At 61.6% G+C, this 15,999-nt stretch carries 13 protein-coding genes and 1 pseudogene; all 14 read left to right on the forward strand.

Annotated features, from left to right (window positions below):
- The first annotated feature begins 284 nt into the window (after window positions 1-284).
- The 14 genes and pseudogenes from arnB to ABV589_RS01345 all read left to right on the forward strand — a co-directional run bounded on the left by arnB (window position 285) and on the right by ABV589_RS01345 (window position 15,983).
- Entirely contained in the window at window positions 285-1,433 is a 1,149-nt protein-coding gene (arnB, locus tag ABV589_RS01280) for a UDP-4-amino-4-deoxy-L-arabinose aminotransferase (protein ID WP_027611948.1), read from the forward strand.
- A complete protein-coding gene (gene arnC / locus ABV589_RS01285) occupies window positions 1,430-2,461 on the forward strand; it encodes an undecaprenyl-phosphate 4-deoxy-4-formamido-L-arabinose transferase (RefSeq protein ID WP_123586304.1) in 1,032 nt (343 codons plus the stop codon). Before arnB ends, arnC begins: the two co-directional genes overlap by 4 nt.
- A complete protein-coding gene (gene arnA, locus ABV589_RS01290; RefSeq protein WP_247267606.1) occupies window positions 2,458-4,449 on the forward strand; it encodes a bifunctional UDP-4-amino-4-deoxy-L-arabinose formyltransferase/UDP-glucuronic acid oxidase ArnA in 1,992 nt (663 codons plus the stop codon). Before arnC ends, arnA begins: the two co-directional genes overlap by 4 nt.
- The gene (gene arnD / locus ABV589_RS01295) at window positions 4,449-5,333 is read left to right on the forward strand and encodes a 4-deoxy-4-formamido-L-arabinose-phosphoundecaprenol deformylase (protein WP_367084553.1); all 885 of its coding nucleotides are present in this window, start codon (window positions 4,449-4,451) and stop codon (window positions 5,331-5,333) included. The genes arnA and arnD overlap by 1 nt, the downstream gene beginning before the upstream one ends.
- Complete coding sequence (gene arnT / locus ABV589_RS01300) at window positions 5,330-6,979, forward strand: lipid IV(A) 4-amino-4-deoxy-L-arabinosyltransferase (protein ID WP_367084554.1); 1,650 nt, start codon at window positions 5,330-5,332, stop codon at window positions 6,977-6,979. Before arnD ends, arnT begins: the two co-directional genes overlap by 4 nt.
- Window positions 6,976-7,320 (forward strand): 4-amino-4-deoxy-L-arabinose-phosphoundecaprenol flippase subunit ArnE, encoded by a 345-nt coding sequence (gene arnE / locus ABV589_RS01305; RefSeq protein WP_097089729.1) that lies wholly within the window; start codon window positions 6,976-6,978, stop codon window positions 7,318-7,320. The genes arnT and arnE overlap by 4 nt, the downstream gene beginning before the upstream one ends.
- The gene (gene arnF, locus ABV589_RS01310) at window positions 7,317-7,730 is read left to right on the forward strand and encodes a 4-amino-4-deoxy-L-arabinose-phosphoundecaprenol flippase subunit ArnF (RefSeq protein WP_367084555.1); all 414 of its coding nucleotides are present in this window, start codon (window positions 7,317-7,319) and stop codon (window positions 7,728-7,730) included. The genes arnE and arnF overlap by 4 nt, the downstream gene beginning before the upstream one ends.
- Window positions 7,727-9,087 (forward strand): annotated as a pseudogene (locus ABV589_RS01315) (UDP-glucose/GDP-mannose dehydrogenase family protein); the annotation flags it as partial. The gene arnF and the pseudogene ABV589_RS01315, both read left to right, overlap by 4 nt.
- 15 nt (window positions 9,088-9,102) lie before the next feature.
- Window positions 9,103-10,701 carry a glycosyltransferase family 39 protein gene (locus tag ABV589_RS01320; protein WP_367086240.1) on the forward strand — a complete coding sequence of 533 codons (1,599 nt, stop codon included), beginning with the start codon at window positions 9,103-9,105 and terminating at the stop codon, window positions 10,699-10,701.
- A gap of 82 nt (window positions 10,702-10,783) precedes the next feature.
- Entirely contained in the window at window positions 10,784-11,302 is a 519-nt protein-coding gene (locus tag ABV589_RS01325; protein ID WP_367084556.1) for a GNAT family N-acetyltransferase, read from the forward strand.
- A 142-nt stretch (window positions 11,303-11,444) separates the two neighbouring features.
- On the forward strand, window positions 11,445-12,623 hold the full coding sequence (locus ABV589_RS01330; RefSeq protein ID WP_367084557.1) for an MFS transporter: 1,179 nt from the start codon (window positions 11,445-11,447) through the stop codon (window positions 12,621-12,623).
- Window positions 12,624-12,777: 154 nt separating this feature from the next.
- Window positions 12,778-13,467, forward strand: a complete 690-nt coding sequence (locus ABV589_RS01335; protein ID WP_367084558.1) for an HPP family protein — start codon at window positions 12,778-12,780, stop codon at window positions 13,465-13,467.
- Between the two features lie 254 nt (window positions 13,468-13,721).
- The gene (locus ABV589_RS01340) at window positions 13,722-14,828 is read left to right on the forward strand and encodes an enoyl-CoA hydratase/isomerase family protein (protein WP_367084559.1); all 1,107 of its coding nucleotides are present in this window, start codon (window positions 13,722-13,724) and stop codon (window positions 14,826-14,828) included.
- Between the two features lie 3 nt (window positions 14,829-14,831).
- The gene (locus ABV589_RS01345) at window positions 14,832-15,983 is read left to right on the forward strand and encodes an acyl-CoA dehydrogenase family protein (RefSeq protein ID WP_108589780.1); all 1,152 of its coding nucleotides are present in this window, start codon (window positions 14,832-14,834) and stop codon (window positions 15,981-15,983) included.
- The last annotated feature ends 16 nt before the right edge of the window (window positions 15,984-15,999 follow it).

Genomic DNA, 15,999 nt, shown 5'->3' on the forward strand with positions numbered 1-15,999 from the left:
GATGGACGGCAGAAGCCTGAACAGCGGCTGTATAAGTGACAGATAAACGATTCGCCAACCGGTTTTTCATGTTCCTTTCACAAAAACCGGCATAACCTTAATTCCCATAGGTTCGGTAGTGGCAATGCCCCAACCTGCCGGGCAAATCGTGAAAAGTCAATCAATCCCCGACGTCATGCTTTTTTGCCAAGTTATTGATGCAGGAGCGCTTTTCTGTGTCTACGCTGTGGTTGGATCCAACAAATGTATGAGTCCATCCTTTTATTTTTTGCAATGAGGTGCCCATGAGTCAGGCGTTTCTCCCCTTCTCCCGCCCGAGTATCGGCGATGAGGAAATTGCCGCTGTCGAGCAGGTGTTGCGCTCGGGCTGGATCACCACGGGGCCGAAAAACCAGGCACTCGAAGAGCAGTTTGCGCAGTACGTGGGTTGCAAGCACGCGGTGGCCTTGTCTTCGGCCACCGGCGGCATGCACATCACCCTGCTCGCGTTGGGCATCGGCCCGGGCGACGAAGTCATCACCCCGTCGCAGACCTGGGTTTCGACCGCCAACATGATCTCCCTGCTGGGCGCCAAACCGGTGTTTGTCGATGTCGACCGGGACACGCTGATGACCGACGCTGCGCGCATCGAAGCGGCCATCACCCCACGGACCAAAGCGATCATTCCGGTGCACTATGCCGGCGCAGCGTTCGATCTCGATCCTCTGTATGCCCTGGCTGACAAGCACGGCATCCCAGTCATCGAAGACGCCGCCCACGCCGCTGGCACCCGCTACAAGGGGCGTCACGTCGGCTCGCAAGGCACGGCGATCTTCTCGTTCCATGCGATCAAGAACATGACCTGTGCCGAAGGCGCGATGTTCGTCACCGACGACGAAGCCCTCGCCAGCCGCGTGCGCATGCTCAAATTCCACGGCTTGGGCGTTGACGCCTATGACCGTCTGACCGGTGGCCGCAAGCCGCAGGCGCAAGTGATGGAACCGGGCTTCAAGTACAACCTGGCCGACATCAACGCCGCGATTGCCCTGGTGCAGCTGCAGCGTCTGGACGAAATCAACGCCCGGCGCACCGAGCTGGCCACCAGCTACCTGCAAAAATTCGAAGGCCTGCCGGTGCAACCGCTGGCCCTGCCCGCCTATGCCCAGCAACACGCCTGGCACCTGTTCATCCTGCGCATCGACAGTGAGCGCTGCGGCATGGACCGCGAAGCTTTCATGAAGGCGTTGCAGGATCAGGGCATCGGCACCGGTATCCATTTCATCGCCACCCACTTGCACACCTGGTATCGCCAGCGTGACCCCGACCTGTACCTGCCCAACACCGAATGGAACTCGGCGCGGCTGTGCTCGATTCCGCTGTTCCCCGACATGACCGGTCAAGACCTTGACCGCGTTGTCGGTGCCATCGCACACATCATGGAAAAACGCCTGTGAAACCTTATCCAATCCGTAGCGTGTCGATCGTCATCCCGGTCTACAACGAACAGGAAAGCCTGCCCGAGCTGTTGCGTCGCACCGAAGCGGCCTGCCGCCAGTTGCATCACGATTTTGAAATCGTGCTGGTCGACGACGGCAGCCGCGACGAGTCGGCCAACATGCTTGAAGAAGCCGCCGGCCGTGAAAACAGCCCGTTCGTGGCGGTCATTCTCAACCGCAACTATGGTCAGCACGCCGCGATCATGGCCGGTTTCGAACAGTGCAAGGGCGACGTGGTGATCACCCTCGACGCCGATCTGCAGAACCCGCCGGAAGAAATCCCACGGCTGGTGGCCGAAGCTGAAAAGGGTTACGACGTGGTCGGCACCGTGCGCGGCAATCGTCAGGATTCGGCGCTGCGTCGCTATCCGTCGAAGCTGATCAACCTCGCCGTGCAACGCTCCACCGGCGTCGCCATGAGCGACTACGGCTGCATGCTGCGCGCCTACCGCCGCACCATCATCGACGCGATGCTCGCCTGCCGTGAACGCAGCACGTTCATCCCGATCCTGGCCAACAGCTTCGCCCGGCACACCACCGAAATCGTCGTGGCCCACGCCGAGCGTGAACACGGCGATTCGAAATACAGCCCGATGCGCCTGATCAACCTGATGTTCGATCTGGTCACCTGCATGACCACCACCCCGCTGCGTCTGCTGAGCATCGTCGGCTTCGCCATGGCCGGGCTGGGCGTGCTGTTCGCTATTGCGTTGATCGTCCTGCGCCTGGCGTTCGGTGCCGGTTGGGCCGGTGACGGCATGTTCGTGCTGTTCGCCGTGCTGTTCGTGTTCACTGGCGGTCAGTTCATCGGCATGGGCCTGCTGGGTGAATACCTCGGCCGCATGTACAGCGATGTGCGCGCCCGCCCACGTTTCTTCATCGAAAAGGTGTTGCGCAGCCAGCCGGCCGCTCCGGCCCCTGCCGTCACCGTTGATGGTCTTTCTTCTACCGCTACTTCTTCCACTTCCGATCAGGTTCTCTCATGAGTGCAAAAACTGTTGTCTTCGCCTACCACGATATTGGCTGCGCCGGCATTGAAGCCCTGCTCAACAGCGGCTATGACATTGCAGCAGTGTTCACTCACGCCGATGATCCGAAAGAAAACGCGTTCTATGCCTCGGTTGCACAACTGTGCGCCAACAAAGGCATCCCGGTACACGCGCCGGAAGACGCCAACCACCCGCTGTGGATCGAGCGCATCGCCAAGCTGGACCCGGAGTACATTTTCTCCTTCTACTACCGCAACCTGCTGAGCGAGCCACTGCTGGCCCTGGCCAAAAAAGGCGCGTTCAACCTGCACGGTTCGCTGCTGCCACGCTATCGCGGTCGCGCACCGGCAAACTGGGTGCTGGTCAATGGCGAAACCGAAACCGGCGTGACCCTGCACCGTATGGTCAAGCGCGCTGATGCCGGCGCCATCGTTGCCCAGCAACGCGTTGCCATCGAGCGCAGCGACACCGGCCTGACCCTGCACGCCAAACTGCGCACCGCCGCCAGCGACCTGCTGCGCGACACCCTGCCGAACATGCTGCAAGGCAAGATCACTGAAACCCCACAGGACGAATCGAAAGCCACTGTGTTCGGTCGCCGTACTCCGGCGGACGGCAAACTGGTCTGGGCCAAACCGGCCGAAGAACTGTTCAATCTGGTGCGCGCCGTCACCCGTCCTTACCCGGGCGCCTTCTGCGCCGTGGGCGAGCACAAACTGATCGTCTGGAGCGCCGACGTCGTCAAGGGCAACGAAGGCCAGGCGCCAGGCCGCGTGATCAGCGTCGATCCGCTGCGCATCGCCTGCGGTCAGGACTCGCTGGTGATCAACGCCGGTCAGCGCAACGACAACGGTCTGTACCTCAGCGGCCCGCAACTGGCAAACGAACTGGGTCTGGTTGACGGTTCGCTGCTTCGCGGTGCCGAATCCGGTCGCGCGCCACGTCGTACCCGCGTGCTGATCCTCGGTGTCAACGGCTTCATCGGTAACCACCTGTCCGAGCGCCTGCTGCGTGACGACCGCTACGAAGTGTACGGTCTGGACATCGGCTCCGACGCCATCGACCGTCTGCGCAGCCACCCGAACTTCCACTTCGTCGAAGGCGACATCAGCATTCACTCCGAGTGGATCGAGTACCACATCAAGAAGTGCGACGTGGTCCTGCCGCTGGTGGCCATCGCCACCCCGATCGAATACACCCGCAACCCGCTGCGCGTATTCGAACTGGACTTCGAGGAAAACCTCAAGCTGGTTCGCTACTGCGTCAAGTACAACAAGCGCGTGATCTTCCCGTCGACCTCCGAAGTCTATGGCATGTGCCAGGACAAGAACTTCGACGAAGACAGCTCGAACCTGATCGTTGGCCCGATCAACAAGCAGCGCTGGATCTACTCGGTCTCCAAGCAACTGCTGGACCGCGTGATCTGGGCTTACGGCGCCAAGGGCCTGAACTTCACCCTGTTCCGTCCGTTCAACTGGATGGGCCCGCGTCTGGACCGTCTGGATTCGGCGCGTATCGGCAGCTCCCGCGCCATCACCCAGTTGATCCTCAACCTGGTGGAAGGCACGCCGATCCGTCTGTTTGACGGTGGCGAGCAGAAGCGTTGCTTCACCGACATCGCTGACGGCGTCGAGGCACTGGCGCGGATCATCGATAACGACAACGACGTGTGCAACGGCCAGATCATCAACATCGGCAACCCGGACAACGAAGCCAGCATCCGTCAACTGGGCGAAGAGCTGCTGCGTCAGTTCGAAGCGCACCCGCTGCGCCACAACTTCCCGCCGTTCGCCGGTTTCCGCGACGTGGAAAGCAAGGCGTTCTACGGTGCCGGTTATCAGGACGTGGAACACCGCAAGCCAAGCATTGCCAACGCCAAGCGCCTGCTGAACTGGGAGCCGACCGTGGAAATGCGCGAGACCATCGGCAACACCCTGGACTTCTTCCTGCGTGAAGCCATGCTCGAAATCGCGGACAAGAAGTAATGCAGGCAGGTCTTCGTATCGATGTCGACACCTACCGTGGCACCCGTGAAGGTGTGCCGCGACTGTTGGAGATGCTCGACGAGGCGCAGGTCAAGGCAACGTTTTTCTTCAGTGTCGGCCCGGACAACATGGGCCGGCATCTGTGGCGCCTGATCCGCCCGCAGTTCCTCTGGAAAATGCTCCGTTCCAACGCAGCCGGCCTCTACGGCTGGGACATTTTGCTGGCCGGCACTGCCTGGCCCGGCAAACCGATTGGCCGTGATCTCGGGCACCTGATGCGTCAGGCCCGGGACGCCGGTCACGAAGTCGGCCTGCACGCCTGGGATCACCATGGCTGGCAGGCCAACGCTGGCCGTTGGAGCGACGCGCAACTGATCGAACAGATCCGGCGCGGCGTCGACACCTTGAGCGACATCCTCGGCGAAAAGATCCAGTGTTCGGCCGCCGCCGGTTGGCGTGCGGACGAGCGCGTGATCGAGGCCAAGCAGACCTTCGGCTTTCGCTATAACAGCGATTGCCGCGGGCAGAGCCTGTTCCGTCCGCTGCTGGCGGACGGTTCGCTGGGGACTCCGCAGATTCCGGTGGACCTGCCGACCTTCGACGAAGTCGTCGGCCCACACGTGGCGGCCAAGGACTTCAACGCCTTCATCCTCGACCGGTTCCAGCCGCAAGCACTCAACGTCTACACCATTCATGCCGAAGTAGAAGGGATTCTGATGGCTCAGGATTTTCGTCAGTTGCTGGCCGATGCACGCCAGCGCCACATTGACTTCAAACCCTTGGGCGACTTGTTGCCCGAGTTTTTCAACACCCTGCCCGTGGGCCGCGTACAACGCGGTGTGCTCGAAGGCCGTGAAGGCTGGCTGGGAGTGCAAGGCGCATGACCAGACGCTGGGCACTGCCACTGTTGGTCGGCCTCTGTCTGCTGGCCTATCTGTTGCCGCTGAGCACCCATGGCCTGTGGATCCCCGACGAAACCCGTTACGCACAGATCAGTCAGGACATGCTGCTCAGTGGCAACTGGGTGTCGCCGCATTTCATGGGCCTGCGGTATTTCGAGAAGCCGATTGCCGGCTACTGGATGATCGCCATCGGCCAGGAATTGTTCGGGCAGAATCTGTTCGGCGTGCGCTTCGCCTCGGCCCTCAGCACGGCGTTGAGTGTGCTGCTGGCCTACCTGGTCGCGCGCAGTTTATGGAACGATCCGCGCAAGAGTTTCGTTTGCGCCCTGCTCTACATGAGCTTTACCGTCGTCGCCGGTCAGGCCGGGTACGCCAACCTCGATCCGCAATTCACCTTCTGGGTCAACCTGAGCCTGGTGGCGCTGTGGTTTGCGCTCGACAGCAAAAGCACCGGGCAACGGCTGGGCGCCTGGGCGCTGCTGGGGCTGGCCTGCGGCATGGGTTTCATGACCAAGGGTTTTCTCGCCTGGTTGCTGCCGGTGCTGATCGCGTTGCCGTGGATGCTTTGGCAGAAACGCTGGCGTGAACTACTGGTGTTCGGTCCGGTGGCGATCGCCATCGCGATCATCGTCAGCTTGCCGTGGGCGCTGGCGGTGCACGCACAGGAACCGGATTACTGGCGCTTCTTCTTCTGGCACGAACACATCCGGCGCTTTGCCGGTGACGACGCGCAGCACGATGCACCGTGGTGGTTCTACTTGCCTCTGCTGGTGGCATTCAGTCTGCCGTGGGTTGGCCTGTTGCCGACCGCGTTCAAGCAGGCCTGGCAAACCCGGGCCCAGCCGAACATGGTCTTCCTGTTGTTGTGGCTGTGGCTGCCGCTGGGCTTTTTCAGCCTGAGCAACGGCAAGCTGCCGACCTACATCCTGCCTTGCCTGCTGCCTTTGGCACTGCTGCTGGGCAATGCGCTGGCTGATCGCCTGCGTCTGGAACAAGGTCGGGCGCTGGGAATCAACGGTCTGCTGAACCTGTTGCTGGGTGTGGTCACACTGATCGCACTGGTTTACCTGCAACTGAACAAACCGGTGTACGACCACGAACTGCACAGCCTGGTGCTGGTGTTCATCGCCCTGATCGGCTGGATCATCGCCAACCTGGCGCAAGCGTTCCTGCCGCTGCAGTGCTGGGCGGCGCCGGCGCTGGGCAGTCTGTTGCTGGCGGGAATCCTGCCGGCGGCGTTGCCCAAGTCGGTGGTGGCCAACAAGACTCCGGATCAGTTCATCCGGCACCACGTCACCGAACTGTCCGGCGCCACGCACCTGCTGAGCAATGATCTGGGTGCGGCGGCAGCGCTGGCCTGGCGCATGAAACAACCAGAGGTCGCGCTGTACAACACGGTCGGCGAACTCAAATACGGTCTGTCCTACCCGGAAGGCGCTGAACGCCGACTCACCAAGGACAACGTTCAACAATGGGTACGTGAAGCGCGCCGCAGCGGCTCGGTCGGCGTGCTGATGCGCGTCAAGGGTCAGGACGAGCTCGAAGAGCTGGACCTGCTGCCCAAGGACGGTACCCGTTACGAATCGGGCAATCTGGTGATCATGGTGCTGCCCAAGGATCCGTCATGAGCTGGTTGCTGTTACTGACGGCGTGTCTGCTGACCTGCCTGGGACAAGTTGCGCAGAAATTCGCGGTGGAGAGCTGGCGCGGCGTTGATTCGTCCTGGGCCGACAAACTGCGTTCGCCGTGGTTGTGGCTGGCGCTGTTTTCACTCGGCAGCGGGCTGCTGGTCTGGCTGCTGGTGCTGCAACGGCTTGAAGTGGGCATCGCTTACCCGATGCTCAGCCTCAACTTCGTGCTGATCACCCTGATCGCCCGCTTCGTCTTTCGCGAGCCCATCGACCGTCAGCATTGGCTGGGCGTGGCGCTGGTGATCGGCGGCGTGGTTTTGCTGGGGCAACAGTCATGAATCAGGCACGCGGTATCGGTTTTGCCCTGGCCAGCGTCGGGCTGGTCAGTGGCGCCCAACTGGGCATGCGCTGGAGCATGACGCGCCTGCCGCAACCGGAACAATGGCTGACGGCGCTGAGCGCCGGCAGTGTCGATCTGTCGGCACTGGCCGTGGTGGTGGCGGCGATTTTCGCCTACGCCCTGTCGATGCTCTGCTGGCTCGCGGCGCTGCGCGATTTGCCGCTGGGCCGGGCTTATTCGCTGCTGAGCATCAGCTATGCGCTGGTGTACCTGCTGGCGGCCAGTCTGCCGCTGTTCAACGAATCCTTCAGTTTTACGAAATCACTGGGCGTGGCACTGGTCATGCTCGGGGTCATCACTATTAACACTCGTCCGTCTCGTGCGCCCGAATTCAGGAGTGCTCCATGAAAATCACAGTATTTGGTAGCGGTTATGTCGGCCTGGTGCAGGCCGCCGTGTTGGCCGAAGTCGGTCACGACGTCGTGTGCATGGACATCGATCAGAAGAAAGTCGAGTTGTTGCGCCAGGGTCACGTCAGCATCTTCGAACCGGGCCTGTCGAGTCTGGTGCGTGAAGGCCTGGACTCCAGCCGCCTGCATTTCACCTCCGATGAAAAACTCGCCGTGCAACATGGTCGCGTCGCGTTCATCGCCGTGGGTACGCCGTCCAGCGATGACGGCTCGGCCGATCTGAAATACGTGCTGTCTGTGGGTGACGCCGTGGCGCGCCACCGTGAGCAGCCACTGATTCTGGTGGAGAAATCCACCGTACCGGTCGGCACCGGCGACACCTTGCGTGCGCACATCCAGGCCGCGCTCGACAAGGCCGGTCGTGAACTGCAGTTCGATATCGTCTCCAACCCGGAATTCCTCAAGGAAGGTTCGGCGGTGTCCGACTGCCGTCGTCCCGACCGCATCGTCATCGGCTGTGAAGGTGACGAAGTGCAAGATGTGATGCGCGACCTGTACTCGCCGTTCAACCGCAACCATGACCGCATCATGTTCATGGACCTGCGCAGCGCCGAGCTGACCAAGTACGCCGCCAACTGCATGCTGGCGACCAAGATCAGCTTCATCAACCAGATCGCCGAACTGGCCGAACACCTGGGTGCCGACATCGAGTCGGTGCGTCAGGGCATCGGCGCCGACACGCGCATCGGTTATCACTTCATCTACCCGGGCTGCGGCTATGGCGGTTCGTGCTTCCCCAAAGACATGCGCGCGCTGATCCACAGTGCCGAACAAGCCCATTGCTCCAGTGACCTGCTGCAAGCGGTCGAAGCGATCAACGAGCGGCAGAAGCACAAGCTGTTCGACCGCATCAACGCCTTCTACAAAGGTGATCTGCGCGGCAAGACCTTCGCCCTGTGGGGCCTGGCGTTCAAGCCGAACACCGACGACATGCGCGACGCGCCAAGCCGCGTGCTGCTCGACTCGCTGTTCGCCGCCGGCGCCAGCGTGCGCGCATTCGACCCAGAAGCCATGCAGGAAACCCAGCACCTGTACCCGAACGAAGAAAAACTGATGCTGATGGGCACCCCGGAATCGGTGCTGGCCGGTTCCGATGCGCTGATCATCTGCACCGAATGGCAGCAGTTCAAGGCGCCGGATTTCGACCTGATCGAGCAACGCCTGAAAGCCCCGGTAATCTTCGACGGCCGCAACCTGTACGACGCCGAGCGTCTGGCACGCAACGGCTTCAAGTACTTCCCGATCGGCCGTGGCGATTCGCGCAAACTGCCGATGCCGCTGCAGCAGTGGCCCAACACTGCGCACGTCGCTTGATCACGTTGTCGCCTGTCATCCGCCGGCAGTCCCTGATCGCAGGGCTGCTGGCGCTGTTGCTGTTCATCGCCGGGGTTTACGGACAGGCTCCCATTGGCTTTGACTCACGCTTCGTACTGTTTGCCCAGGAGATGTTGCGACACGGGCCAACCGTTTTCCCGACCACCTACGGCCAGCCGTACGCCGACTATTCGGCGCTCTCGACGCTGTTCATCTGGCTGTTGTCGCTGCCCTTCGGCGCGGTCAACACCTTGACCGCGTGGCTGCCGAGCGCCATCGCCGGCGGCGTGATCGTGACATTGATGTACCGCTTGCTGGCGGTGCATTCGCAGCGCTGGGCGCTGATCAGCATTGCGTTGCTGATGCTCACCAGCACCTTCGTCACCGAAGTACGCGCAGTGTCGCAAGACCTGATGCTCGCCGCCGTGGCGCTGTCGGTGTTTTATCTGGGTTACGCGCACGACCACTTCGGCTCGCGCCGGCGCTGGCCGCTGATCTTTGTCCTGTTGTTGCTGGGCTTCGGGATTCGCGGGCCTATCGGCCTGGTGGTACCGACCGGCATGCTCTGCAGCTACTACTTGCTGAACCGTGAGTGGAAACGCCTCTTCGTGTTCGGCGTGATCGCTTCTGTGTTACTCGCAGCGTGTGTCGGCCTGCTGCTCTGGCTGGCCAAACACAGCGGTGGCGAAGCCTTCCTGCAGGACGTGATCCGCATGCAATTCATGGGGCGCATGGACGGCAGTGAAGGCGTCAGCGGTTCGCTGTATTACTTCACCAGCTCCCTGGGCAATTACGCACTGGCGTATCCGCTGGCGATATTGGCGTTGGCGGCGACCTGGCTGAGCAAACCGCATCAGCGCGGGCCGGCCTTGCGTCTGGTGCAATATTGCGCGGCGGCGGGGCTGATCGTCATGGTTGGCCTGTCGATTCCGCAGGCGAAGAAGGCGCGTTACCTGCTGCCGATGTTGCCGATGGCGGCGATCATCGCGGCGTACCCGTTCCAGGTCCTGCACGGTCGGGTGTTCCGCGTATTGCGCGGGATGATTCAAGGCATTTGGCTGGTGACGCCGGGACTGTTGATGGTGGCCCTGCTGGTTGCCAAGCGCCGCTTTCCCGAGCAACTCGACGGCATCACTCTGATACTGATCGTACTCGGCGCTCTGCAATTGCTCGCACTGTCGCGCCTGTTGATGCCGCGCTGGCGTGCCGAAGTGCTGGCGCTGTGCTCGGTATTGGCCTTGTGGACGGTGTATGCCGCCGTATTCGAACCGGTGGAGCGACGTCTGTACGACACGCAGGCGTTCAGTCGTGCTGCCTTCGCGCAGGTGCAGCAGAACCCGGCCCCGCTGGTGCTGCACGGCATGGGCAAAGACGCCAAGGCGATCAAGTTCATGGTCAACGTCGAACAGGATCTGCAACCGCAGTTCACCGAGACGGTGCAGCAACTCGAAGCGCTCAAGGGGCCGGCGTGGTTGATGATGGACAGCAAGGACCTGCAATCGCTGCAAGGCACCTCGCTGGCGGGTCTGCAACCGGTGCTGACGGGCAGTTTCGACAAGAACGAATACGTGCTGTTGTATCTGAAGCCCTTGTAGGATCTGACGCGGGCTGCGATCTTGGGCTTCTGAAAAAGCTGAAAGATCGCAGCCTGCGGCAGCTCCTACAGGGATTTTTACCATGAGTTTTGTTGTACGCCGGGCGCAGCAGCGTGATGCCGCCGCCCTCCCCGCCATTGAGCGCTCGGCCGCCGAGCTGTTTCGCACAGATCCAACCCTCGCTTGGCTTGCCGATACCGACGTGGCCAGCGCCGCGCAACACCGCCAAGCCATCGACAATGCCTACGTCTGGGTCGCCGAAAACACCTCGGCGCAACTGGCAGGGTTTATCCGCGCGCTGGATTTCGACAACCAACTGCACATTGAAGAACTGTCGGTCAGCCTGGCGTTTCAGGGTCAAGGCGTGGGCCGTCAACTGGTGTTGACTGCGATCGAACATGCCCGCCATGAGCAATTGCGCGCGGTGACCCTGACCACGTTTCGCGACGTGCCGTGGAATGCGCCGTTTTATCAGCGGATGGGGTTTGTGGAAGTCGCACCCGGTGAGCACGAAGCGCATTTGCTCGACGCTTTGCAGAAAGAAGTCGAGCATGGTTTTGCCGCCGAACGCCGCTGCGCCATGTATCTGAAATTGCCCTGACAGAACAAATGCATTGTCGGAACGAGCCTGCTCGCGATAGCGTCTGGTCAGTCAACTGCGTTGGCGCCTGACACTCGGTATTCGCGAGCAGTCTCGCTCCCACATGGTTGCTCATCATGAAAACAAGGACATTTGCACTGCCGTGGCCACCTACTCCCGCCTGATCCGCCGACTGATGATCACTTCGCTGAGCATCGTCATCAGCCGTGCCCTGATCAGTCCGCTGCTGACCTTGTTTCTCAGCAACAAACTGGGCCTCAACCCACAGGACGTCGGTCTGCTGTTGGGCATCGCCGTGTTCAGTGCCACGCTGTTGTCGCTGTACGGCGGCTACATCATCGATCGACTCGACAAGCGCCAACTGTTGATCCTGACCATGCTCTCCAGCGGTGTCGGCCTGATGCTGCTGACGTTCGCGCAGAATCTGTACCTGGTCACGCTGGTGCTGATCATCAGTGAAACGGCGTCGGCGCTGTTCCTGATCTGTTCCAAAGCGATGCTCAGTGAAAACCTGCCGGTCGGCCAGCGGGTCAAGGCGTTTTCGCTGAACTACACGCTGACCAATATCGGCTACGCCGTCGGCCCGATGATCGGCGTGGTGATTGCCGGGGTTCAGCCTTCAGCGCCATTTATCGTCGCGGGGCTGATTGCCGCTGGCAGCGTTTTTCTGCTGCTGGGCGTCTCTCGTGAGGCCAGTCCGCTGTCGCAGGCGAGCCCGCCGCAGAGTTTCCTGAACACTCTGATCATCCTGAAAAACGACCGCACGATGATCCTGTTCACCCTCGGCTGCCTGCTCAGCACCCTGGTTCACGGGCGCTTCACCCTGTACCTGTCGCAGTATCTGCTGGTGACCCACACGCAGGAGCAGACCCTGGATACCATGGCCGCCCTGCTCGCCTGCAACGCGATCACGGTGATCCTGCTGCAATACCAGATCGGCCGCTTCCTCAAGCGTGAGCACCTGCGGTTCTGGATTGCTGGCGGCACCGCGTTGTTCATCGTCGGTCTGATCGGCTTCAGCATGGCCGACAGTCTGGTTGGCTGGTGCGTAGCGATGTTCATCTTCACCCTCGGCGAGATGATCATCTATCCGGCGGATTTCCTCTTCGTCGACACCCTCGCGCCCGAAGAGCTGCGCGGCAGTTACTACGGCGCACAGAACCTCGCGGCACTGGGCGGCGCGCTGAGTCCGGTGATGTGCGGGTTTCTGCTGATGCACACGCCGGCACCGAGCATGTTCTACGCCTTGAGCGCTCTGGCGGCGCTGGGTGGGTACTTGTGTTTCGTCAGTGGACGCCGCGTGGCGACAACTCAAAAATAATGCACTGAAGCAGCATTTATATGAATTTGTCAGCATCGACTTTGCACGGCACACTGTGCGCGTTCCTCCCCCAATAGTTGGAACGCTTCGAGGACTTTCCGAAACGGACAAGTCCTTTTTTTTGCCCCGAATTTACTGCAAGGATCCGATTCACATGCTTGCTCGCTGGTTGCCCGCCGCCATCAACACCCGCCCCACCGAATGGAGCCGCGCCGCGATCGGCATGGCGCTGGGCACCTTGTTCAGCGTCTGGGCGTGCAGTCAGGTGTTCGGCATCGAGGTCGCGTACCACCTGATCGGGCCGTTGGGGGCTTCAGCGGTGTTGCTGTTTGCCGTGTCTTCCGGCGCCCTCGCCCAGCCATGGTCGATCATCGGCGGGTACCTGTGCGCCAGCGTGGTCGCGCTACTGGTGGCCCACGTCCTCGGCCGAACCCTCGGCAGCGCCTGCCTGGCGGCGGGCATGGCACTGATTCTGATGTGCTGGCTGCGTTGCCTGCATCCACCGGCCGGCGCACTGGCGCTGACGCTGGTACTGGCCGATCCGGCCACCATCGCCATGGACTGGAAAGCCATGGAACCGGTCATGCTCGCCGCCGCGTGCATGCTGCTCAGCGCGCTGGCCTACAACAACCTGACGCGCATCCGCTACCCGAAACGCCCGGCCGAGCCGGTGCCTGTGCTTGCCCCGGTCGACAGTCAGGCAATCACTGCCGAAGACCTGAAACTGGCCTTGGCCGACATGGAAGCGTTCATCGACGTCACCCCCGAAGACCTCGAACAACTGATCCACGCCAGCGAACTGCACGCCAAACGCCGCAGCATCCGCGAAGTTTTCACCCGATAACCACCTGGATCATTGTGGCGAGGGAGTTTGCTCCCGCTCGGCTGCGCAGCAGTCGTAAACCCGCGGTGTCGGGCCGCTTTGCAGCCCGGCGGGAGCAAGCTCCCTCGCCACAAAGGCAACCCTCAACTTGCTGCAAAAACGCAAACTCCCCCTGCACATATCTCGGTTGTACACGGCAAATTTGCACTGTTACGATCCGTCAACGCTCGCGCGCGAGCTTCTCGAATAAAGACAATAAAAGCAGGGAGTTAGTGATGACTGCTCAGGCTTCATCCCCGCGGACCCCGTCCATGGATGCCACGCAAAACGAAGTGCTGGCCGAGGTTCGCAATCACATCGGTCACCTGACCCTCAACCGCCCCGCCGGTCTCAACGCCATCACCCTCGACATGGTTCGTCAGTTGCAGCAGCAACTCGATGCCTGGGCGACTGACGCCAATGTGCGCGCCGTGGTGTTGCGCGGTGCCGGTGAGAAGGCTTTCTGCGCCGGTGGCGATATCCGTTCGCTGTACGACAGTTTCAAAAGCGGCGACACGCTGCACGAAGATTTCTTTGCCGAGGAATACGCCCTCGACCTGACCATTCATCATTACCGCAAACCGGTGCTGGCGTTGATGGACGGTTTCGTCCTCGGCGGTGGCATGGGCCTGGTGCAAGGTGCGGATCTGCGGGTTGTGACCGAGAAAAGCCGCCTGGCGATGCCGGAAGTGGCGATCGGTTATTTCCCCGATGTCGGCGGCAGTTACTTCCTCTCGCGGATTCCCGGTGAGCTGGGGATCTATCTGGGCGTCAGCGGCGTGCAGATTCGTGCGGCCGATGCGTTGTACTGCGGGCTGGCCGACTGGTTTGTCGACAGCAGCAAATTGCCGAGCCTTGACGAACAACTCGATCACCTGGAATGGCGCGACACGCCGCTCAAGGATCTGCAGAACCTGCTCGCCAAAAACGGCGTGCAAACCCTCGCCGATGCACCGCTGAAGCAACTGCGCCCGGCCATCGACCATTTCTTCGCCCTGCCGGACGTACCGAGCGTTGTCGAGCAACTGCGCGCGGTCACCGTCGCCGACAGCCATGAGTGGGCAACCACCACGGCCGATCTGCTGGAAACCCGCTCGCCGCTGGCAATGGCCGTGACCCTGGAGATGCTCCGGCGCGGCCGGCAACTGAGCCTGGAACACTGCTTCGCCCTCGAACTGCATCTGGATCGTCAGTGGTTCGAGCGCGGCGACCTGATCGAGGGTGTGCGCGCCCTGCTGATCGACAAAGACAAGACACCACGCTGGAACCCGCCGACCCTCGCAGCGCTGGACGCCGGGCATGTCGCGAGTTTCTTCCACGGCTTTACTGAGAGCGGGAGCTGAGCCATGCACGATCTCGAACTGACTGAAGAACAAGTGATGATCCGCGACATGGCCCGGGACTTCGCCCGTGGCGAAATCGCGCCACATGCGCAAGCCTGGGAAAAGGCCGGCTGGATCGACGACGCACTGGTGGCGAAGATGGGCGAACTCGGTTTGCTCGGCATGGTGGTGCCCGAGGAATGGGGCGGCACCTACGTCGATTACGTGGCGTACGCGCTGGCGGTGGAAGAAATCTCTGCCGGCGACGGCGCCACCGGCGCGTTCATGAGCATCCACAACTCGGTGGGCTGTGGGCCGGTGATGAATTACGGCAGCCAGGAGCAGAAACAGACCTGGCTGGCAGATCTCGCCAGTGGCCAGACGATTGGCTGCTTCTGCCTCACCGAACCGCAAGCCGGCTCCGAAGCGCACAACCTGCGCACCCGCGCCGAACTGCGCGACGGTCAGTGGGTGATCAACGGCGCCAAGCAATTCGTCAGCAACGGCAAACGGGCGAAACTGGCGATCGTGTTTGCGGTAACCGATCCGGATCTGGGCAAGAAAGGCATTTCCGCGTTCCTCGTACCGACCGATACCCCGGGTTTCATCGTCGATCGCACCGAACACAAAATGGGCATCCGCGCCTCCGACACCTGCGCAGTGACCCTGAACAACTGCAGCATTCCCGAGGCCAACCTGCTCGGCGAGCGCGGCAAAGGCCTGGCGATTGCCCTGTCCAACCTCGAAGGCGGCCGCATCGGCATCGCCGCGCAGGCCTTGGGCATCGCCCGGGCCGCGTTTGAAGCGGCGCTGGTGTATTCCCGCGATCGCATCCAGTTCGGCAAGCCGATCAACGAACACCAGAGCATCGCCAACCTGCTGGCCGACATGCACATGCAGATCAACGCGGCGCGCCTGATGATCCTGCACGCGGCGCGCCTGCGCACGGCGGGCAAACCGTGTCTGTCGGAGGCTTCACAGGCCAAGCTGTTCGCCTCGGAGATGGCGGAAAAGGTCTGCTCCTCAGCGATTCAGATCCATGGCGGGTATGGCTATCTGGAGGACTATCCGGTCGAGAAGTACTACCGCGATGCGCGGATTACCCAGATCTATGAGGGCTCGAGCGAGATTCAGCGGATGGTGATTGCGCGGGAGCTGAAGAACTACCCGCTGTAAAAGCAAAAGATCGCAG

Source organism: Pseudomonas sp. HOU2 (genome assembly GCF_040729435.1).
Lineage (GTDB): Bacteria > Pseudomonadota > Gammaproteobacteria > Pseudomonadales > Pseudomonadaceae > Aquipseudomonas.